The organism is Erwinia amylovora (assembly GCF_017161565.1).
GTDB classification, from domain to species: domain Bacteria; phylum Pseudomonadota; class Gammaproteobacteria; order Enterobacterales; family Enterobacteriaceae; genus Erwinia; species Erwinia amylovora.
Genome location: NZ_CP066796.1, coordinates 1,375,807 through 1,396,125, shown reverse-complemented (window position 1 = coordinate 1,396,125; position 20,319 = coordinate 1,375,807). Strand labels below are relative to the sequence as shown.

Here is a 20,319-nt window from a genome sequence, read left to right as displayed (position 1 = left end):
CCTTCTTCAGGCTTTTTCCAGCGTACATAGCAACGGATGCTCATTATCCCTGGCATATTTGTTCACATGAGCGACTTTGGTCTCGGCCACTTCGGCAGTAAAAACACCACATATCGCTTTGCCCTGGTAGTGAACGGTAAGCATCAGTTGCGTTGCACGTTCAATATCATAAGAAAAGAACTTTTGCAGAACGTCAATAACAAATTCCATTGGGGTGAAATCGTCATTGTTCAGAAGAACTTTATACATTGAGGGTGGCTTGAGCTCTTCACGGACTTTGTCCTCTGCGAGCTGTTCAAAATTAAGCCAGTCGTTAGTCTTACCCATATTTTTCCAGTGTGATCAGCATAACTTGCGCCAGACTTAGCTGGTTCAGATGTGGAACAGCCTGAACAGTAAGTCGAACAGTGCGGTTAAATTTTTGTTGCATCGCCATCAATAGCGACCTCTATCACAAAATTTGCAATAGCGTTAACTGCTTCAAATTTTGATGAATTTTTCCTCGCCTCAGACTTACGTTTGCTTGACCGTACCCATCAATTCTTTACAGTACAGCAACGGGCTGACCCGCTTTTCACCAGCCTGCAAGCCTGACCCGAATAATTCGAGTTGCAGGAAGGTGGCAAGCGGGTGGATCCCGATGAGCTGACCCCAGTCAGTGACAAGGGTGAACATACACGGCCAACGCACCTGCAGCTTGAAGTATAACGGGTTTCACCACCAGAAAACCTCACCCTATACATACAGTCTTTCGAGGGATGAAGAAGCATGATGACGGGTACTGTTAAATGGTTTAATAACGCCAAAGGCTTCGGTTTCATCTGCCCGGCGGGCGGTGGCGATGATATCTTCGCCCACTACTCCACTATCCAGATGGACGGTTACCGAACGCTGAAAGCCGGGCAGCAAGTCCAGTTTGATGTGCATCAGGGACCAAAAGGCAACCATGCCAGCCTCATAGTCCCTGTGGAAGAAGTCCTGGCAATTAGCGCCTGATCCTGACTACACATTCTGTCCAACCCTGAGACAAAATGCCAGCCGGCAGCGCTGGCATTTTTATGTTAAGCGCCACCGCTTTCATCTGTATTGGGTGGTGGTCAGACAATTTCAAGTGCCCCTGTAATCACCAGGTGCAAAACGGCTTGCAGACGGCCGATCGCTGGCTGTTGATTATTTCTCAATCGGTTTTGCCGCGCGCCAGCCACTGTACCCGGGCAAACATCTTACGCAGCAGCGCCGGCACCGCTTCCGTACCCCGTTCTGCCGCATCCATCGCTACAGCAATTGCCAGCTCCGGCTTTGAAGAGTGGTGTACCGCCTTAGCGATAATGCGCCGCAGATTCATCGGCACGTGAGAAGGCAAGCGGGCGATACGATGATAAACCTCAGAAAATCCCTGCTTGTACAGGAAATGCTCCATATCCAGTGCGGGTAACTGGGTCAGATGTTGCTGTTCAGGCTCGCCATCCAGCAGGCTGCGGGCAGTAGCGGCATATTTTCTTCCCGCTTCATCGCCGTCGGTCAGCACATGCCACTCAATGCCCATGCGCCCGGCAAACGTCAGTAACGGTCGCAGCCCGCACTGGGCAAACTCAATCACCTTTACCCCTTCGGCGGCAAAATGGTGACCGCACTGACGCGCCAGCTCGTTCATTACCCACACTTCGGTTTCACCTTCCACCAGCAGCCAGCAGCGGGCAAATAGCGAAGAGGGCCGGTTAAAGCGAATATGAAAAGCAATACGACGGCTCTCTTCAGCGCTCATGCCTCCCGGACCAACACGCCACGCCGCGACCCGTTCAGGCTCACGTACCAGACGGCATACTTGTTCCACCGGCACCTGCGACAGCAATTCCCCTGAATTGGTGGTGGTGATTTTTTGTAAAGGCAGCAGGTTCAGTAGCCCCCACGCCACCGCCAGCATAATAGGGTGCAGGCGCGTTTCCGGGTCTTCTACCAGCAGCAGCGGCCGGGCCTGAGCATCAAGTTGATGCGCCCCACGCACCTGCAGCAGCAGGGCAAACATCCGCAACAGGATCACTCTGCGGCTGCGGCTGTCGGCCTCGGCGATCAGCCGATTAATATTATCCAGATAGCGCCAGCCTCTGCGAGAAGCCATCTGATGGGATAAACGCCCGCTTTGCGACGCTGCGGAAGGTTGCTGGAGCGAAAAATAGTGTTGCAGCAGTTGTTGCATGGTTATCAACCCCTGACGCAGAGCGCTGTCGGTCAAATTCTGCGGACGTGAATGCAAATCACGCGTCAGCGTATCAATGTGCTCTACCAGCGTATTGAAACCGGCATCATCGCCGTGCTGCGTGGGCTCAAGATGCATACGGCGGTTAAAGCGCGCATCACGCAGTCGCAAAACCGGATGTAGACGTTTAAGGGTGCGCAGCCGCCCGGCCCCATCGTCCTCCAGAACCTTCCCCACTTCTCCGGGGAAGTGATGACGGGTTACCACCGTCCCGTCCGCCAGCAGCTCCCCCAGCACCTGATAACAAAGTTGAGGCGACCCCGCCTCGCCTCGCTGCCATAAATCGCTGAACTCCGCGTAGCGCGCCGCATTGCGCTGCCCGGCTTCGAACTCGCGGAAGGTGAAGCGTATCTGGATATGCCGTTCGCGCCCGGGGTCATCTCCCGGAGGAAAATGAAAATCTCCAGCGCAGAACTGATAAGGCTCGCCCGGGGCCAGCAGAAGCGTCAGCGCATCCAGCAGACTGGATTTCCCCCAGGCATTTTCGCCGATCAGCACGTTATTTTCTTCCAGCCTGAGCGACAGCTTATTGATACCACGAAAGCCGCTAACGGCGATTTTTTCCAGGATCATCTTTGCCTCTGTTATCCCTTTTATATTGAGGATGGTTGGCCGGAACAACGTGGTCAAGGCGGGCAAAAAAAAACAGGCGTTATCGCGCCGGAATATCATTGATCCAGGCTTGCCCGGGAAACAGCTTATTTTATTTACCCTGCTCCCGGTTGCGCTAACCTAAACTATGCTTGTGCTGCAAATCCTTCCTTCCGGCTGATGGATATTGCCTTAACTCAGGAGAAAAGCATGAAGCAAACCGTTGCAGCACTGGTGGCAAAAACGCTGGAAAGTGCAGGCGTTAAACGCATCTGGGGGGTCACCGGTGATTCACTGAACGGCCTCAGCGACAGCCTGAACCAAATGGGCACCATTGCGTGGATGCCCACCCGCCATGAAGAGGTAGCCGCCTTCGCCGCTGGCGCAGAGGCGCATCTGACCGGCGAACTGGCGGTATGTGCCGGTTCATGCGGCCCGGGTAATCTTCACCTGATTAACGGGCTGTTTGACTGCCACCGTAACCATGTGCCGGTCCTGGCCATCGCCGCGCATATCCCTTCAAGCGAGATCGGCAGCAACTATTTTCAGGAAACACACCCACAGGAACTGTTTGGTCAGTGCAGCCACTACTGTGAAATGGTCTCCAGTCCCGGGCAGCTGCCTCAGGTACTGGGTATCGCCATGCGTAAGGCTATTCTGAACCGCGGCGTGTCGGTGGTGGTGCTGCCCGGGGATGTCGCGCTCCAGCCGGCCCCCGATAACGCTACTTCAGACTGGTATCCGCCCCAGCTACCTCAGGTGCAGCCAATCCCTGCCGAACTGGCAAAACTGGCAGCGGCGCTTAATCAGGCTGAAAATATCACCCTGCTGTGCGGCAGCGGTTGTGCCGGCGCGCACGCCGAGGTGGTTAAACTGGCTGAAACCCTGAAAGCGCCAATTGTGCATGCGCTGCGTGGCAAAGAACATCTTGAATACAACAATCCTTATGACGTAGGGATGACCGGCCTGATCGGCTTCTCTTCCGGCTATCACGCGATGATGAACGCCGATACTCTGCTGGTACTTGGCAGCCAGTTCCCCTATCGTGCTTTTTATCCGCCGAAGGCGAAAATTATACAGATTGATATCAATCCCGGCAGCATTGGCAGCCACAGCCGGGTCGATATGGCGCTGGTCGGCGATATCAAAACCACCCTCAATGCCCTGCTGACGCAGCTGTCGGTGAAAACCGAACGCACTTTTCTGGATACAGCGCTGAAGCATTACGTTGAAGCACGCAAAGACCTGGATGCACTGGCCACCGCGAATGATAATCAGCCGATCCACCCGCAGTATCTCGCACAGCAAATCAGTCAACATGCCAGTGAAGACGCCATCTTCACCTGTGATGTCGGTACGCCAACCGTCTGGGCGGCGCGCTATCTGAAAATGAACGGTCAGCGTCGTCTGATCGGCTCCTTCAGCCACGGCTCGATGGCCAACGCCATGCCACAGGCGATTGGCGCTCAGGCGATTGACCCGCAGCGCCAGGTGGTTGCCCTGTGCGGCGACGGCGGTTTCAGCATGCTAATGGGGGACTTCCTGTCCCTGGCGCAGCTCAAGCTGCCGGTGAAAATAGTGATATTTAACAACAGCGTGCTGGGTTTTGTCGCCATGGAGATGAAAGCGGGTGGCTACCTGACCGATGGCACCGGGCTGGATAACCCCAATTTCGCCGCCATTGCCAACGCCTGTGGGGTGAAAGGCATTCGTGTGGAGCAGGCATCCCAGCTGGACGCAGCGCTTCGCGAGGCGCTGGCTCACGACGGTCCGGCGCTGGTTGATGTGGTCACCGCCAGCGAAGAGCTGGCTATGCCGCCGCAGATCAAACTGGAACAGGCTAAAGGCTTCAGCCTGTATATGCTGCGGGCGGTGATAAGCGGCCGTGGCAATGAGGTGGTCGACCTGGCTAAAACCAACTGGCTGCGCTAAATCGGTTGCCGGCCATGTGACGGAGGCCGCAGCGTCCGTTTCACTGTGAACAGGAGTACAAAGGTGATTGATTTGCGTAGTGATACCGTTACACGCCCGACAGCGGCCATGCTGCAAGTAATGATGCATGCTGAAACCGGCGACGACGTATACGGCGACGATCCCACGGTCAACCAGCTTGAAGCCGAAACCGCACGTCTGAGCGATAAAGCGGCGGCGCTGTTCCTGCCCACCGGCACACAGGCCAATCTGGTGGCGCTGCTGTGCCACTGTCAGCGTGGTGAAGAGTATATTGTCGGCCAGCTGGCACACAACTATAAGTATGAAGCGGGCGGCGCAGCGGTACTGGGCAGCATCCAGCCCCAGCCGATCCTCGCCGCCGCTGACGGCACGCTGCCGCTGGACGTGGTGGCGCAGTTTATCAAGCCTGACGAGATCCACTTTGCTGTTACCCGCCTGCTGAGTCTTGAAAACACCCACAACGGCAAGGTACTGCCGATAAGCTACCTGCAACAGGCGTGGGATTTCACCCGTGAGCGTCAGCTGGCGTTGCATATCGACGGCGCACGCATTTTCAATGCTGCGGTGGCGCTCGGTTTACCACTCGAAACGCTGGCGCGCTATTGCGATACGCTCACAATTTGCCTGTCGAAAGGTTTGGCTACACCGGTTGGCTCCATGCTTTGCGGCAGCGAAGCGTTTATTCAGCGGGCGCGCCGCTGGCGAAAAATGACCGGCGGCGGGCTGCGCCAGGCGGGCATCCTGGCGGCGGCCGGGCTGTATGCGTTGCAACATAACGTCGCACGTCTGAAGGACGATCATGATAACGCCGCCTGGCTGGCTGGCGCGCTACAAGACCTTGGCGTGGATGTCATCAGTCAGGATACCAATATGGTCTTTCTGCGACTGCCGCAAGCACAGATCGCTTCACTGGGGCCGTGGATGCGCGAGCGTGATATTCTGCTCAGTCCCGGCGCGGTGACGCGTCTGGTAACACATATCGACGTAGACCGGGCGGCGCTGCAAATTCTGGTCAACGCATGGCGGGCGTTTTTAGCAACAGGCTAATCGCTACTGTGCAGGGTATTTTTCCAGCAGCGCGGCGGCGATTGCCTCTGTTTCCGCATCGGCGATGCCGCGGTAGTCTGACGGGCGGGCATGGCGGGCGTTTCAGCAACGGGCTAATCGTTACTGTGCAGGGTATTTTTCCAGCAGCGCGGCGGCGATTGCCTCTGTTTCCGCATCGGCGATGCCGGGTAGTCTGACGGGCGGGCATGGCGGGCGTTTTAGCAACAGGCTAATCGCTACTGTGCAGGGTATTTTTCCAGCAGCGCGGCGGCGATTGCCTCTGTTTCCGCATCGGCGATGCCGGGTAGTCTGACGGGCGGGCATGGCGGGCGTTTCAGCAACAGGCTAATCGCTACTGTGCAGGGTATTTTTCCAGCAGCGCGGCGGCGATTGCCTCTGTTTCCGCATCAGCGATGCCGCGGTAGTCTGACGGGCGGGCATGGCGGGCGTTTCAGCAACGGGCTAATCGCTACTGTGCAGGGTATTTTTCCAGCAGCGCGGCGGCGATTGCCTCTGTTTCCGCATCGGCGATGCCGCGGTAGTCTGACGGGCGGGCATGGCGGGCGTTTCAGCAACAGGCTAATCGTTACTGTGCAGGGTATTTTTCCAGCAGCGCGGCGGCGATTGCCTCTGTTTCCGCATCGGCGATGCCGCGGTAGTCTGACGGGCGGGCATGGCGGGCGTTTCAGCAACGGGCTAATCGCTACTGTGCAGGGTATTTTTCCAGCAGCGCGGCGGCGATTGCCTCTGTTTCCGCATCGGCGATGCCGCGGTAGTCTGACGGGCGGAAATGCATCTGAAACGCCGCGATCAGCGCCTGTCGCTGATACGGCAATATCGGGTTGGGCACTTCATAGCCATAACTTGCCAGCAGGCCCAGCAGTTTCGTTATGTCTACCCGCTGGCTGGCGGGCCGCCCGGCCAGATAAAACGCCACGCGGTCATCATCAGGCCACGCCCCCACGCCCTGCAGGGCCAGCCAGCGCCACGGAAATAGCGGGCCGGGATCCTGCTTACGCATCGGGGCGATATCGCTGTGCGCCACCACGTCCGGCGGGCTGATGGCGTAACGCTCGACGATATCACGCAGCATCGGCAGCAGCGCGGCCATTTGCGCAGCAGGAAACGGAGCCCAGCTCACGCCGGAGGCGGTGCGGTGCCAGCCTGGGTTCTCCAGCTCAATACCAATCGAGGTATCGTTGAGCCGGGTGGCTCCTCGCCAGAAGCTGATCCCGGCATGCCAGGCCAGCATCGACTCAGGCACCAGCCGCCAAACCAGCGGTTGACCGTCATACTTCGGCGGCACGGCCGGAAGTAAATAGTGCGCGCTGACGCTGCGGTCGGTAAGCACGTTCAGCGAACGCGGAAAATCACCGGCCGTGTAATGAATCACCAGCACCTTGATGCGCGGGCGTATACCGTAAGCCTGCTGGCGGGTATCCACCGTATAACCCCGCTGCGGCTGCAGCCCCTGCGGCGTTATTGAGGTATAAAGGGAGATAGCCAGCAGCACCCACAGCGGGCGTAGGACAGAAATGGGACGCATCAGTGGCGCAGTTTCACCGCGGTGCCGCTGACGCTGACCATCAGCATGCTGCCGTCTTTGCCTACGGTTTCATAATCTATATCAATGCCCACCACCGCATCAGCACCCAGCGCTTTTGCCTGCTCTTCCAGCTCGGCAAACGCGATCTGACGCGCTTTGCGCAGTTCTTTTTCATACGCACCGGAGCGCCCGCCGACGATATCGCGGATGCCGGCGAAAAAGTCGCGGAAGATATTTGCGCCGAGGATCGCCTCACCGGTCACCACGCCGCAATATTCGCTAATCGGCTGGTCTTCCAGCGTGGGGGTTGTGGAAAATTTCATGTTGCTCTCCTTGGTCAGAATGGCTATCGCTTTCAGGGTTAAACTGAGTGGCTATACTTAATGATAAAGCACGCCCCCAGATAACAATAAGGAAATCAAAATGAAATACCCGCCTTTCGCTGCCGTGCTACCCGCGGCTCTGTTACTCAGTGCCTGTAACACCGTCGAGCCGGCCCTGGAAGACACCGGTGCACGCCTGAGCTCCTGTGTCGGGGGTGGCCCCGACAGCGTGGCGCAGCAGTTTTACGATTTGCGCGCGCAGCAGCCCGCAAAAGGCGTACCAGATGCGCAGCTGCTGGCAAAGTACCGCCCTTATCTCAGTGACAAATTGTACCAATCGCTGATCGGCGTACAACGCGAACCGCAAAAAAGCGTCATGCTGACCGGGGATATTTTCTCCAGCGCCAGCGAGGGCGCAAGCCACGCCAGCGTTACCGATTCCTCGACCATTCCCAACCGCGATGCCCGCAACATTCCCCTGCGCGTCACCCTGCAACAGGGTAACAGCGAATGGCAGGATGAGGTATTAATGGTCCGCGAAGGCGCCTGCTGGACGGTGGATGACGTGCGCTATCTGGGGCATAAGCCGCATTTGGCCAGCGGCTCACTCTATCAGCTGCTGTCAAAATAAGTTTTTTGCGTGCCCCGCCCTGTGGCACGCACAGTTGCATAACGCCGACAGGCTAACAGGCCAGATATACCTGTAACGCGATATGATGTGCTGTAATTTACGCATTCTGCAAGCAGAAATAAATTTTAACGCACAATGATTGCATAACTATTCTGTCGGCGTTAAGATTTGCGCCATCAATTGCTATTCACTTTTTGCGCATGAGTATTCAACTAAACGCTATTAACTGCTTCTATGGTGCCCATCAGGCGCTGTTTGACATTCAGCTAACTTGCCCGGAGGGCGAGACGCTGGTTTTGCTTGGGCCGAGCGGTGCCGGTAAAAGTTCACTCCTGCGCGTGTTAAACCTGCTGGAAATGCCGCGTTCGGGCACGCTTTCGATCGCCGGAAACAACTTTGACTTCGGTAAACCGCCTGCCGACAGCGCCATTCGCGCACTGCGTCAAAATGTCGGCATGGTGTTCCAACAATATCATCTCTGGCCGCACCTCACCGTCACACAAAATTTGACGGAAGCTCCGTGTCGCGTGCTCGGCTTAAGCAAAGACCGGGCGCATGAGCGGGCGAAAAAGCTGATTGAGCGCCTGCGCCTGACCCCGTTCGCCGACCGCTATCCCCTGCATCTGTCGGGTGGCCAACAGCAGCGCGTAGCCATTGCCCGTGCGCTAATGATGGAGCCAGCCGTGCTGTTGTTCGACGAACCGACTGCCGCACTTGACCCTGAAATTACTGCGCAAATCGTCAGCATTATTCATGAGCTGGCGCAGACTCATATCACCCAGGTCATCGTCACCCATGAAGTAGAAGTGGCGCGTAAGACCGCCAGCCGCGTGGTTTACATGGAAAACGGTCACATCGTGGAACAGGGTGATGACCGCAGCTTTAACCAGCCGCAAACCGAGGCGTTTGCACATTACCTATCGCACTGATTGCAGGATATAACGATGAAAAAAATTGTCATTGCCGCACTGTTAGCTGGTTATAGCCTGAGCGCCGGCGCCAGCCAGACCATCCGTTTTGCTGCTGAAGCGTCTTATCCGCCGTTCGAGTTTATTGATGCCAACAACAAAATTCAGGGCTTTGATGTCGATCTGGCAAACGCGCTATGCCGTGAAATCGATGCCGACTGTACCTTTACCAATCAGGCCTTTGACAGCCTGATCCCCAGCCTGAAATTCCGCCGCTTCGATGCAGTAATGTCGGGAATGGATATCACCCCCGAGCGTGAAAAACAGGTGCTGTTTACCCAAGCCTATTATGATAACTCGGCCCTGTTTATCACGCAGAAAGGCAAAGTGGCCAGTGTGGATGCGCTGAAAGGCAAGCGCGTAGGGGTGCAAAACGGCACCACGCATCAGAAGTACATCGCCGAGAAACTGCCGGAAGTCAAAGTGGTGCCTTATGACAGCTACCAGAATGCCATCCTCGATTTGAAAAATGGCCGTCTCGATGCCGTATTTGGCGACACGGCAGTGGTCAATGAATGGCTGAAGAAGAACCCGGAGCTGGCACCGCTTGGCGAAAAGGTCACCGACAAATCCTACTTTGGTAGCGGACTCGGCATTGCCGTTCGCCAGGGAAACAGCGAGCTGCAGGGTAAACTCAACGCGGCGTTGGACAAAGTTAAAGCCAACGGCAGCTACCAAGCCCTCTACAGTAAATGGTTCCAGCAGTAATCAATGAACGACTTCTATCCTCTTGCCAGTGCCGCCGGGATAACCGTCGGACTGGCCGTCTGCGCCCTGGTCGCCGGATTATTCATGGCGATGGTGTTTGCCGTTTGGGAATCTGCCCGCTGGCGCCCGCTGGCGTGGCTCGCTAGCGGACTGGTCACGCTGTTTCGTGCTTTGCCGGAAATCCTCGTGGTGCTGTTTATCTATTTTGGTGCCTCGCAGCTGCTGATCAGCCTGTCGGATGGTTTTACCCTCGATCTGGCTTTCGTACAGATCCCGGTGCAGATCAACATCGAGAATTTTGACGTCAGCCCCTTCCTCTGCGGAGTGATTGCGCTGGCGATCCTCTACGCGTCCTATGCATCGCAAACTCTGCGCGGCGCGCTGCAGGCTGTACCGCTGGGGCAATGGGAATCAGGACAGGCGTTAGGAATGAAAAAGTCTGCCATATTTCTGCGCCTGATTGTGCCGCAGATGTGGCGACATGCGTTACCGGGGCTGGGCAACCAGTGGCTGGTGTTACTGAAAGACACTGCGCTGGTGTCATTGATCAGCGTTAACGACATTATGCTGCAAACCAAAAGCATCGCCACGCGTACACAGGAGCCTTTCACCTGGTATATGATTGCTGCGGCTATTTACCTGGTGATCACCCTGTTCAGCCAGCAGGTGCTGAAACGCATTGAGCTACGCGCAACACGCTTTGAGCGGGGAGATGCCTGATGCTGAACTATTTTCCTGAACTGCTGAAGGGGCTGCACACCAGCCTGTCGCTGACCGTAGCGTCGCTGCTGCTGGCCCTGGCGCTGGCGCTGATTTTCACCGTGGTGCTGGCGTTGAAAGTGCCGGTGTTCAGCATGCTGACCCGGGGTTATATCACGCTGTTTACCGGTACTCCGCTGCTGGTACAGATCTTCCTGATCTACTACGGGCCGGGCCAGTTTCCTTCTGTTCAGAACGTATCCTGGCTGTGGAGCCTGCTGTCACAACCGTGGCTGTGCGCGCTGCTGGCGCTGTCACTTAACAGTGCTGCCTACACCACGTTACTGTTTCACGGTGCGGTACGCGCCATCCCCTCCGGACAGTGGCAGGCCTGTGCCGCATTGGGGATGGACCGTAAAGACCAGCTGCGCATCCTGCTGCCCTATGCGTTTAAGCGTGCGCTTTCGTCCTACTCCAACGAGGTGGTGCTGGTGTTTAAAAGCACTTCACTGGCCTATACCATTACGCTGATGGAGGTCATGGGCCAGGGTCAGCTGCTGTACGGGCGCACCTACGACATCGGCGTGTTTGCCGCCGCTGGCGTGGTTTATCTGTGCGTCAACGGCTTACTGACCCTGTTAATGCGCCTGATTGAACGACGGGCGCTGGCTTTTGAGCGGCGCAACGGATAAACGCTGACCGCGGGCTATAGCAATCGCCCCGCTATCGACTGAACTCATCGTTAACCCTTTCAACAAGCCGTGGCAAAGGCCATTTGTCACGGCCTCCGTCAGAACTGTAAGGCATTAAGGAACTGAAAAAGATGAAAAAAATCGTTCTGGCGGCCCTGCTCGCCAGCGTAACCTTTGCTCCCCAGGCCGCAGAGAAGATTCGTTTCGCCTCGTCGGCTACCTACCCTCCTTTCGAATCCCTTAACGGCGAAAATCAGATCGTCGGCTTCGATATCGATTTAGCCAACGCGCTGTGCGCGCAGATGAAAGCGGAGTGCAGCTTTAGCAATAACCCGTTTGACAGCCTGGTACCGGCACTGAAATTTCGCCGCTATGACGCCGTCATTTCCGGCATGGATATCACCGCAGAGCGCAGCAAACAGGTGAGTTTCACCCGACCTTATTATGCCAATTCAGCCATTATCATTGCGCAGAAAGGGAAATTCACCGCTATCTCACAGCTGAAAGGGAGACGTGTCGGGGTTGAAAACGGCACCACGCATCAGAGGTATCTGCAGGAAAAACATCCGGAGATCGTCACTGTCGCCTATGACAGTTATCAAAATGCCATTCTCGACCTGAAAAATAGCCGCCTGGACGGCATCCTGGGGGACAGCGCGGTGGTGGGGGCCTGGCTGAAAACCAATGCGAATCTGGCGAGCGTGGGTGAGCACATTACCGACAGCGACTTCTTTGGCACCGGCATCGGTATTGCGGTACGTAAGGACAATCAGGCGCTGCTGGATCAATTTAATGCGGCTATTGATGTGCTGAAAGCCAACGGCACTATCGACAGGCTGGATCAGCGCTGGTTCGCGCGCTAACCAGCGGTGTGCGTGGCGGCAGGCGATGCTGCGCCCGGTCGCTGTGTTAGCGCTCAACCCGGCGAGTGAAATAACGGCGGCTGCCGGCAGGCACGAAAAGCAGCAGCAGCACCAGCAAATCGGCTGATTTCTCCAGCAGCAGCGAGGGTATCAGCTGGCGGTCATCTTCCCTGACCATGCTGAATATCTCCGGGTAAATCCAGCCCAGGGAGGCGAAAAACATATACAGCAGCACGCCGGCCTGAATAGCGAGGAAGCCCCATCGTCCCCAGTTGTGTCCGCGCATCAGGGCAAGTGCGCAGCGCAGTTCCATTAACCACACCAGCTGACTGGCGATGAAAATCAACGTTGAACCCCAGGCCTGAGCACTACGATGGATCAGGTTCATCAACTCCTCATAGCCGAGTTCGTTAGCCAACAGCAGCACGCCAAGGCAGCGAGTAGCCATAATCGAACTGCCGGCAACCCACACCGCAACGGGCATATGCTTCGCCCGGCTGAACGAGGCTTTGTTTTTTCTAAAATTCGGTAACATCATTTCCTCCGTCCCTGGCTTCATCATGATGCAACCGTTTGTCCCGGCGCTTTATATCAGTGCCTGACTCTCTGGCCAATGAAACAAAAAGCGCTCCCGCTTTTAGCCGCTGCGATAGATAACCCCGTGTTGCATAGGATTCACCAACTATCGGGCTGGTAGATATTGTTGCTGGCACAATATCCACCACTCTGATCCGCTGACAGGGTATTTATCGGTACTGATAAGGCTATTTTTCGGCCCGGCAACCACCTGCACGAGCTGATGCTTGTTCAAAGCGGGCTGACGCGTCTCCACCAGCGTTGGCGGTTGACGGTCGAACCGGACTGATGCCCGGGCGGGTTTATTCGCCGATGGTTGATGGCGATCGCGCCGGTATGATCACTGACCACCACGGGCTTTCTGTAAATCCTGCTGCCGCTGCTGCTCTTCACGTGCCATCAGCCGCCAGGCAACCAGCCCGATCATTCCCACCACCAGCAGGATCAGCGACGCAAGGGCATTAATTTCCGGGTTGACGCCACGACGCACGCTGGCAAATATCTGCATTGGCAATGTCGTGGCACCAGGCCCGGTGACAAAGCTGGATATCACCAGATCGTCAAGCGATAACGTAAATGCCAGCAGCCAGCCGGTAACAACGGCCGGGGCGATCATCGGTACGGTGATCACAAAGAACACTTTCAGCGGCGTTGCGCCGAGATCCATCGCCGCCTCTTCGATCGATCTGTCCAGCTCACGTAACCGCGAATTGATCACGACCGCCACGTAGGCGGTGCAGAAGGTCACATGCGAAAGCCAGATGGTCAGCATTCCGCGATCGGCGGGCCAGCCGAAGGTATTTGCCATGGCGACAAACAGCAGCAGTAGCGACAGCCCGGTGATCACATCCGGCATCACCAGTGGAGCAGTCAGCATAAAGGCAAAGCTGGCCGATGTCTTAAAACGGCCGAAACGCACGATGACCACCGCCGCGAGGGTGCCGAGCATCGCCGCCGCCGTCGCCGACATGGCGGCAATTGACAGGCTGAGCGCCACCGCGCTCATCATTGCATTATCGTCGAACAGTACCCTGTACCAGCGCAACGAAAGGCTTTCCCATCCGGCGAGCTGCGACGAATTAAATGAATAAACCACCAGTAGCAGCATCGGCGCATACAGAAAGAAGAAACAGACGGCGAGGATCGCCGTACGCCACTTCGAGCGAATAACAGGTAAACGATTCATCCCTTGCCCCCCACCTGTTTGTTCTGGTGTTTATGAAACCAGATAATTGGCAGGATCAGGATCAGCAAAATGATCACCGCTAACGCAGATGCCACCGGCCAGTCACGGTTGTTAAAGAACTCCTGCCACAGCAGGCGGCCAATCATAATGCTGTCCGGGCCACCCAGCAATTCCGGGATCACATACTCCCCGACCGCCGGAATAAACACCAGCATCGATCCGGCAATAATTCCGCCTTTGGTCAGCGGCACTATCACGCTGAAGAAGGTCTTAAGCGGGCGCGCACCGAGATCGAGCGCAGCCTCCACCAGCGAGTAGTCAATACGCGTCAGCGCGGTGTAGATCGGCAACACCATAAATGGCAAATAGCAATAAACGATCCCGATGTACACCGCGAGGTTGGTGTAAAGGATGGCGATCGGGTGGTCGGTGATCCCGCTCCACATCAGAAAACGGTTTAACACGCCGTTATCGTTAAGGATCCCCATCCACGCATAAACCCGCACCAGAAACGAGGTCCACGAAGGCAAAATCACCAGCAGCAACAGCACATTACGCGTGGCTGGCGCAGCATGCGCCACCGCCCATGCCAGCGGATAGCCAATGAGCAGACAGATCGCCGTTGATATCGCCGCCACCTGCAAAGAATGCAGATAGGCGTCGATATACAGCGGGTCATCGGTCAGCGTTAAGTAGTTACCAAAGTTGAGCACCATACTCAGTTGGCCATCAGCCCAGCTGAACAGTTCGCTATAGGGTGGGATAGCACGCGCCACGTCGGCGAAGCTTATTTTGAGCACAATCAGGAACGGCAGCATAAACAGCAGCGAAAGCCAGAGGGTCGGCAAGGCGATCGCCAGTTTCCGCCCATGCGCCATCTGCATGCGGGTCAGCAGCCCTTTTATGCCGGTTTGCCGGGCGCCCGGGGCCGACGTATAACGTGCAGTAAATTGACTCATTGGCCCCCCGCTATAGCGTCAGAATAACGCAGCTGTCTTGATCCCAACACAGATGCACTTCATCACCCCAGGTGGGTGCACCCTGGCGGAAGCGGTGCGCGTTTTGCAGCTGGGCGCTAATCATCTGGCCATTGCTCAGGCGAGCATGGTAGACAGAAAGATCGCCGAGGTAGGCAATATGCACCACTTCGCCAACGGCATAATTGCAGCCATCGGCGGGTACCTGTGTGCACAACATGATCTTTTCCGGGCGCAGCGCCACTGCAATCGGCACGCCATCGACCACTGACGCATCAGAAGTCACTTTCAGCGGATGGGCAAGGCCGGGACTGTCAATCAGCAGGTTATCAGGCCGACGTTCGCGCAGCATCCCCTCAAACAGATTCACCGAGCCGATAAATTCGGCGCTGAAGCGCGTAGCCGGGTGCTCGTAGATCTCTTCCGGCTCACCGATCTGAACGAATTTACCCCGGTTCATGATCGCAATACGCCCGGCCATCGTCATTGCTTCTTCCTGGTCATGGGTCACCATCACACAGGTCGCCCCCACGCGCTCAAGGATATCCACCACTTCGTGCTGCATCCTGTCGCGCAGTTTTTTGTCCAGCGCGCCCATTGGTTCATCCAGCAGCAGCAACTTCGGCCGCTTCGCCAGGCTCCGTGCCAGCGCCACGCGCTGACGCTGACCACCGGAAAGCTGATGGGGCTTACGTTTGGCGAATTCCTGCATATGCACCAGCGCCAACATCTCGCCAACGCGCGCGCTGATCTCCCCTTTTGCCAGACGATCCTGCTTCAGGCCAAAGGCGATGTTTTGCTCCACCGTCATGTGCGGGAAAAGCGCATACGATTGAAACATCATATTTATCGGGCGTTGATAGGGCGGCACATGGGCAAGGTCAAGGCCGTCCAATACGATTTGCCCCTGAGTGGGCGTTTCAAATCCGGCCAGCATGCGCAACAGCGTTGACTTACCGCAGCCTGAAGGCCCCAGCAGGGCAAAAATCTCGCCTTTGTAGATGGTGAGGTTCACATCATCTACCGCGTGCTGACCTTCAAAAGATTTAGTCAGATTACCGATCTCCAGCAGCGGCGTCAGCACCTTGCCAGCTTCGCTTTGAGGACGGGGGATCACATCATTCACTGCCATTTTACTCCGGTGCTATAGGTAAGGCTGCTGTCGGGGCTTTGCCCCGCGCTGAAACCGCCGTTCAGAGGCCGCATGATGCACTTCTGCGGCGACTTTTAAGTTTAGTTGTATCACCCCGTCACTGACCACTTTTTACCTTAGTCCATGCACGTGTGCGCACACGGTCAAGCTTCGGGTCCTGCACCTTGAGCGTGAACAGTTTTGCCATAATGTCCGCCGGAGGATAAACGCCAGGGTTATTACGGATGGCGGCATCAACCAACGGCACCGAAGCTTTATTACCACTGGCGTAGAAAACCGCATTGGAAATCTGCGCCGCCACTTCAGGTTTCATCAGGTAGTTAAGGAACTGCCAGGCTTCATCAACATTTTTCGCATCTTTAGGGATGGCCAGCGTATCGAAGAACGCCAGTGCGCCCTCTTTTGGGATGCTGTAGGCAATATCGACACCATTTTTCGCCGCCAGCGCGCGGTTCTTCGCCTGCAGAACGTCCCCCGCCCAGCCGATAGCCACGCACGTGTTGCCGTTCGCCAGGTCATTGATGTACTGCGATGAGTGGAAGTAACGAATGTTTGGACGCAGCTTCAGCAACAGGTCAGTGGCTGCTCCCGAGTAATCTTTTGCCTCACTGCTGTTCGGGTCTTTACCCTGATAATTCAGCACGGTGGCAAATATTTCCTCAGGAGCGTCAAGGAAGGAAACGCCACAGCTTTTCAGCTTAGCGAGATTTTCAGGCTTCAGTACCAGATCCCAGCTGTCCACCGGCGCGTCTTTGCCCAGCGCCGCTTTGACTTTTTCAACGTTGTAGCCGATGCCGGTGGTGGCCCACAGATAAGGGATAGCATATTTATTGCCCGGGTCGTGTTGCTCCAGTTTCTTCAGCAAATCCGTATCAAGATTCTTGTAATTCGGCAGCTTGCTGCGGTCCAGTGGCTGAAACACGCCGGACTGTAACTGGCGCGCAAGGAAGCTGGAAGAAGGCACTACCACATCATATCCGGTGTTGCCGGCCATCAGTTTCCCCTCCAGAACTTCATTGGAATCGAAAACGTCGTACACTACTTTGATGCCGGTTTGTTTCTCAAAATCCGCCACGGTATTTGGCGCAATGTAATCGGACCAGTTGTAGACGTGGAGCGTTTTGTCGGCGGCGGGCGAGCCAGCTGAAACTGCCATCAGCATTGCCACAGCACCAGCAGATAACCATTTTTTACCTTGGTTGAGCATCTTCTATCCTCCAAAACAGGGCTAATCTTTATCCCATGCCGCCAGGCGCAAAGTTCCGCCAGCAGCGTGCAGATCGACAATGCATCATTATTCACTGTAGTACGAATACTCAATACCGGGCCTCTGCCAGCATGACGGCGTAAATCCGACCAGGCAAGGATAGCCCCAGTCATTCATGCTGGAAAGCCCCCGGACTAAAAAACGCCGGGTAGCGATTTATTATGCATATTTCCCCTACAGGACAGGCATCAGACGCGTTAAACCCCGATAAAATACGGTAACGGTGGGTAAAACGCAGAATAAAAAAGGGTCAGGGTGACCAAGTGAGCGCGGTTAAGCAGCCTGCCACGCTTTATTCACTGAAATAAAACCGGGCAAGATGAACGGGCGGTCATGATCCCGCCCGTGGAAAACCGTGAGGTGCAATTTAATGCAGCAGGGAATGGCTGGTTATCATTGGAGGTCGTTCTTCATCTTCAGCGATCATCAGGAGATGATTCGCGAAGGCTTCCATGACGATCATCGAAATCTGTTCTTCACTCTCTTTCATGAAGTGAACGAACTGACCGTAGGTCAGGCCAGCCGCTGCGCTAAGCGACTGGCAAACAATCAGCTTGGGCAGATTGTCGTCCTGAATATCCAGAAATGCTTTCACCGTCAGTGAACTGGCATTGATTTGCGAAAGGTCGCCCGCAAGCGGGATCAGCGCGGTCGGCTTAACCTCCGCCAGCGCCGAGAACAGGATAACCCCGTCCATTAAATCAATCTTGGCATCGAATACGCCGTCGAAATTTTGCATATGCGGCAGATGAAGAGCCTGACACGAATCACACTCAAACCAGGTGATACTTTGTTGATCCAGCCAACGTCGTAGCACGTCGAGATCCGGGACGACCAGTGAAACCATATGCATTTGTCTCTTGAGCCTTAAAATTGCGCTCTAGCTTACGTAAAAACGTCAGCAAAAACTACGATCGCGATAGAAATATGAGGTTAAAAGCCGCAATTAGGACAGAACCCATACTGTTGGTAGATCAATTCTATCCATCGCTATGCCAACATCCTGTGCTGCGCTGACTTTCACAACACGTCTGTTTACCCGGCGGCGAGCCACCGCCATTGACAGCGCTAAGTTGACGGATCGCGGCGTGTTAAAACGGCTGGGAAATTGGATTAACGCGTAGCCCAGCCTTGCTGATGCAGATAATCAAGGATGAACGGGCGGCTCTCTTTACTAAGGGTTTTCTGGATATGTTCACTCCAGCTTTCAGAACGAGGATTGCTGTCGCGCTGCTGGTAATATTGCACCAGTTCCTCGTCGTACTGCGCCAGCAGTTCGCTGTCCAAAGCCCGGTAACAGTTTTCATGCACTAACAGCTCCGCTGGCATACGTGGCTTACATTGCGGGTCCTGAGCCGGTTTGCCCAGACACAGACCAAACAGCGGCAACACAAATTTTGGCAAACCCAACAGTTGCGTAACCTCGGCAATGTGATTACGAATACCGCCGATGTACACGCCGCCGTAGCCAAGTGATTCTGCGGCTATCATGGCATTCTGCGCCATTAAGGCCGTATCGACGCAGCCCAGCAGCAGCTGCTCTGCCATGCCCAGCTCCGCCTGCGGGCTGATTTGCTGCAGGCGGTTGAAGTCCGCGCAAAACACCCAAAATTCCGCGGCTTGTGCAACATAGTGCTGGCCGCCGCTCAGTTTAACCAATGCGTCACGCAAAGCGCGGTCGCTGATGCGTATAATCGAAGAGCACTGCAAAAAGCTGGAGGTGGAGGCTGACTGAGCGGCATCAATAATCGCTGCACGCTGTTCGGCGGTGATCTTCTCGTCACTGAAAGAGCGGATCGAACGATGGGAACGTAATAGCTCAATGGTTGGGGTCATGAGGATCTCCTGGTGTGGGTTGATCACGCAATGAACGCGCGTTAAACAATGCGGGGGCGACTATCCTGGTGCAGCGCCATAGCATTACCGAAACGGCTGGCAGCATCAGGGCTGTTCCGGCAAACAGCAATGCCTTTGCGGCGGGCTTGCCGCTCAGTGGCCATGGCAGTCTCTCGCGCAGTGCAAAGGCGGAGGCGACCAGCATCGCAATGCCCACCACTTCCAGCAGAAGTACCAGCCGTGGTAGTTGACTCAAGGCACGCATTTTTACTCTCCTGACTGCGGCTGTTTGCTTTTGGCAGAGCCAGATTGAGGGACGCAACCGATCGGTATAGATCTGGCGAATCAGACTAACAGGTAATACCTTCTTCCTTTAAGCAGGAGATGCGGGCATCATTCAGCCCATTAACTCAAAATTGACACACCTCATTTTCAGGAGAACTCCATGTTTGCAGTGATTTTTGGCCGCCCGGGCTGCCCCTATTGTGTACGCGCTAAAGAACTGGCAGAGAAGCTGACTGAAGAGCGTGAAGACTTTACCTTCCGCTATATCGACATCCATGCTGAAGGTATCACTAAAGCCGATCTGGAGAAAACCGTAGGTAAACCGGTCGAAACCGTTCCACAGATTTTCCTCGATCAGACTCATATCGGTGGCTGCACTGATTTTGAAGCTTACGCGAAAGAAAATCTGGGTTTGTTCCAGTAAATTCTGCGGGCTGCGGGCGCGGGCAACCCGTCAGCGCCCGGGCTGATCCTTCGTAGCGCAAACTCCGTACCCCCTTTCCCGGCAGTGTCATCACCCGAATTTGCCTCCATCCTCACCAACCTGCCACCTTTTACGGTCTGAGTGATGTCTTTCAGCCGTTAACACCGGCCTCGCCACTTGCTGCGTACATCCCTGCCACAGAAAGATAAATAACCTCGCCGGGAGGTGGCTGTATGGCTCGGTAGCGATTAAAATAGTGCGCGTTTGAAGAGATTATTCCGATTACGCTGCTGACATTGCCCCCCGGGCAGCATCACCGGGTAAAATTAACCTATTA

General features: G+C 55.7%; 23 protein-coding genes and 3 pseudogenes. 10 read left to right on the top strand and 16 right to left on the bottom strand.

The features are described 5' to 3' along the window. Positions 1-6 precede the first annotated feature (6 nt). Positions 7-327, bottom strand: a complete 321-nt coding sequence (clpS, locus tag JGC47_RS06530; RefSeq protein ID WP_004156885.1) for an ATP-dependent Clp protease adapter ClpS — start codon at positions 325-327, stop codon at positions 7-9. A 186-nt stretch (positions 328-513) separates the two neighbouring features. Then, a complete protein-coding gene (locus JGC47_RS06525; protein ID WP_013035967.1) occupies positions 514-675 on the bottom strand; it encodes a hypothetical protein in 162 nt (53 codons plus the stop codon). Between the two features lie 93 nt (positions 676-768). Here JGC47_RS06525 and cspD point away from each other — a divergent pair, with 93 nt between their 5' ends. Then, complete coding sequence (gene cspD, locus JGC47_RS06520; RefSeq protein ID WP_004156882.1) at positions 769-996, top strand: cold shock-like protein CspD; 228 nt, start codon at positions 769-771, stop codon at positions 994-996. A gap of 181 nt (positions 997-1,177) precedes the next feature. On the opposite strand, the gene JGC47_RS06515 is transcribed toward cspD, so the two are convergent. Further along, positions 1,178-2,830, bottom strand: coding sequence for an ATP-dependent nuclease (locus tag JGC47_RS06515; protein WP_004156881.1), 1,653 nt, complete (start codon positions 2,828-2,830; stop codon positions 1,178-1,180). A gap of 228 nt (positions 2,831-3,058) precedes the next feature. Between JGC47_RS06515 and poxB the strand changes: the two genes are divergently transcribed. Both poxB and ltaE read left to right on the top strand, forming a co-directional pair. Next, positions 3,059-4,780 (top strand): ubiquinone-dependent pyruvate dehydrogenase, encoded by a 1,722-nt coding sequence (gene poxB, locus JGC47_RS06510; RefSeq protein ID WP_004156880.1) that lies wholly within the window; start codon positions 3,059-3,061, stop codon positions 4,778-4,780. Between the two features lie 63 nt (positions 4,781-4,843). Then, positions 4,844-5,848: a low-specificity L-threonine aldolase gene (gene ltaE, locus JGC47_RS06505; protein ID WP_004156878.1), complete on the top strand. Its 1,005-nt coding sequence runs from the start codon at positions 4,844-4,846 to the stop codon at positions 5,846-5,848. A gap of 3 nt (positions 5,849-5,851) precedes the next feature. Here the strand turns inward: ltaE and JGC47_RS17585 are convergent. The 5 genes and pseudogenes from JGC47_RS17585 to JGC47_RS06490 all read right to left on the bottom strand — a co-directional run. After that, positions 5,852-5,941 (bottom strand): annotated as a pseudogene (locus JGC47_RS17585) (N-acetylmuramoyl-L-alanine amidase); the annotation flags it as partial. Between the two features lie 259 nt (positions 5,942-6,200). Next, positions 6,201-6,290 (bottom strand): annotated as a pseudogene (locus tag JGC47_RS17580) (N-acetylmuramoyl-L-alanine amidase); the annotation flags it as partial. A gap of 27 nt (positions 6,291-6,317) precedes the next feature. Further along, positions 6,318-6,407: pseudogene (locus JGC47_RS17575) on the bottom strand (N-acetylmuramoyl-L-alanine amidase); the annotation flags it as partial. Positions 6,408-6,551: 144 nt separating this feature from the next. Beyond that, the gene (locus JGC47_RS06495; protein ID WP_004156876.1) at positions 6,552-7,394 is read right to left on the bottom strand and encodes an N-acetylmuramoyl-L-alanine amidase; all 843 of its coding nucleotides are present in this window, start codon (positions 7,392-7,394) and stop codon (positions 6,552-6,554) included. Next, entirely contained in the window at positions 7,394-7,717 is a 324-nt protein-coding gene (locus JGC47_RS06490) for a heavy metal-binding domain-containing protein (RefSeq protein WP_004156875.1), read from the bottom strand. Before JGC47_RS06490 ends, JGC47_RS06495 begins: the two co-directional genes overlap by 1 nt. Before the next feature lie 100 nt (positions 7,718-7,817). Between JGC47_RS06490 and JGC47_RS06485 the strand changes: the two genes are divergently transcribed. From JGC47_RS06485 to JGC47_RS06460, 6 genes are all read left to right on the top strand, one after another. Further along, positions 7,818-8,348: a lipoprotein gene (locus JGC47_RS06485; RefSeq protein ID WP_004156874.1), complete on the top strand. Its 531-nt coding sequence runs from the start codon at positions 7,818-7,820 to the stop codon at positions 8,346-8,348. Positions 8,349-8,548: 200 nt separating this feature from the next. After that, positions 8,549-9,277 (top strand): arginine ABC transporter ATP-binding protein ArtP, encoded by a 729-nt coding sequence (artP, locus tag JGC47_RS06480; RefSeq protein WP_004156869.1) that lies wholly within the window; start codon positions 8,549-8,551, stop codon positions 9,275-9,277. Positions 9,278-9,292: 15 nt separating this feature from the next. Beyond that, positions 9,293-10,024: an arginine ABC transporter substrate-binding protein gene (gene artJ, locus JGC47_RS06475; RefSeq protein WP_004156867.1), complete on the top strand. Its 732-nt coding sequence runs from the start codon at positions 9,293-9,295 to the stop codon at positions 10,022-10,024. A gap of 3 nt (positions 10,025-10,027) precedes the next feature. Beyond that, positions 10,028-10,744: an arginine ABC transporter permease ArtQ gene (artQ, locus tag JGC47_RS06470; protein ID WP_004156866.1), complete on the top strand. Its 717-nt coding sequence runs from the start codon at positions 10,028-10,030 to the stop codon at positions 10,742-10,744. After that, positions 10,744-11,415 (top strand): arginine ABC transporter permease ArtM, encoded by a 672-nt coding sequence (artM, locus tag JGC47_RS06465; RefSeq protein ID WP_004156865.1) that lies wholly within the window; start codon positions 10,744-10,746, stop codon positions 11,413-11,415. Before artQ ends, artM begins: the two co-directional genes overlap by 1 nt. A gap of 131 nt (positions 11,416-11,546) precedes the next feature. Next, positions 11,547-12,278, top strand: coding sequence for a lysine/arginine/ornithine ABC transporter substrate-binding protein (locus JGC47_RS06460; RefSeq protein WP_004156864.1), 732 nt, complete (start codon positions 11,547-11,549; stop codon positions 12,276-12,278). Positions 12,279-12,324: 46 nt separating this feature from the next. Here the strand turns inward: JGC47_RS06460 and JGC47_RS06455 are convergent, their stop codons facing one another. The 8 genes from JGC47_RS06455 to JGC47_RS06420 all read right to left on the bottom strand — a co-directional run bounded on the left by JGC47_RS06455 (position 12,325) and on the right by JGC47_RS06420 (position 19,538). Beyond that, positions 12,325-12,816: a YbjO family protein gene (locus JGC47_RS06455; protein WP_004156863.1), complete on the bottom strand. Its 492-nt coding sequence runs from the start codon at positions 12,814-12,816 to the stop codon at positions 12,325-12,327. 378 nt (positions 12,817-13,194) lie between these two features. After that, positions 13,195-14,040: a putrescine ABC transporter permease PotI gene (gene potI, locus JGC47_RS06450; protein ID WP_004156862.1), complete on the bottom strand. Its 846-nt coding sequence runs from the start codon at positions 14,038-14,040 to the stop codon at positions 13,195-13,197. Further along, on the bottom strand, positions 14,037-14,999 hold the full coding sequence (gene potH / locus JGC47_RS06445; RefSeq protein ID WP_004156861.1) for a putrescine ABC transporter permease PotH: 963 nt from the start codon (positions 14,997-14,999) through the stop codon (positions 14,037-14,039). Before potH ends, potI begins: the two co-directional genes overlap by 4 nt. A 10-nt stretch (positions 15,000-15,009) precedes the next feature. After that, positions 15,010-16,143, bottom strand: a complete 1,134-nt coding sequence (gene potG, locus JGC47_RS06440; RefSeq protein WP_013035965.1) for a putrescine ABC transporter ATP-binding subunit PotG — start codon at positions 16,141-16,143, stop codon at positions 15,010-15,012. 124 nt (positions 16,144-16,267) lie between these two features. Next, positions 16,268-17,377, bottom strand: a complete 1,110-nt coding sequence (potF, locus tag JGC47_RS06435; protein ID WP_004156859.1) for a spermidine/putrescine ABC transporter substrate-binding protein PotF — start codon at positions 17,375-17,377, stop codon at positions 16,268-16,270. A gap of 427 nt (positions 17,378-17,804) precedes the next feature. Then, on the bottom strand, positions 17,805-18,284 hold the full coding sequence (locus tag JGC47_RS06430) for a YbjN domain-containing protein (protein WP_024015208.1): 480 nt from the start codon (positions 18,282-18,284) through the stop codon (positions 17,805-17,807). 266 nt (positions 18,285-18,550) lie between these two features. Next, on the bottom strand, positions 18,551-19,273 hold the full coding sequence (nfsA, locus tag JGC47_RS06425) for an oxygen-insensitive NADPH nitroreductase (RefSeq protein ID WP_004156854.1): 723 nt from the start codon (positions 19,271-19,273) through the stop codon (positions 18,551-18,553). Beyond that, positions 19,257-19,538 (bottom strand): YbjC family protein, encoded by a 282-nt coding sequence (locus JGC47_RS06420; RefSeq protein ID WP_004156853.1) that lies wholly within the window; start codon positions 19,536-19,538, stop codon positions 19,257-19,259. Before JGC47_RS06420 ends, nfsA begins: the two co-directional genes overlap by 17 nt. Before the next feature lie 180 nt (positions 19,539-19,718). Here JGC47_RS06420 and JGC47_RS06415 point away from each other — a divergent pair, with 180 nt between their 5' ends. After that, the gene (locus JGC47_RS06415; RefSeq protein WP_004156852.1) at positions 19,719-19,982 is read left to right on the top strand and encodes a GrxA family glutaredoxin; all 264 of its coding nucleotides are present in this window, start codon (positions 19,719-19,721) and stop codon (positions 19,980-19,982) included. Positions 19,983-20,319 lie beyond the last annotated feature (337 nt).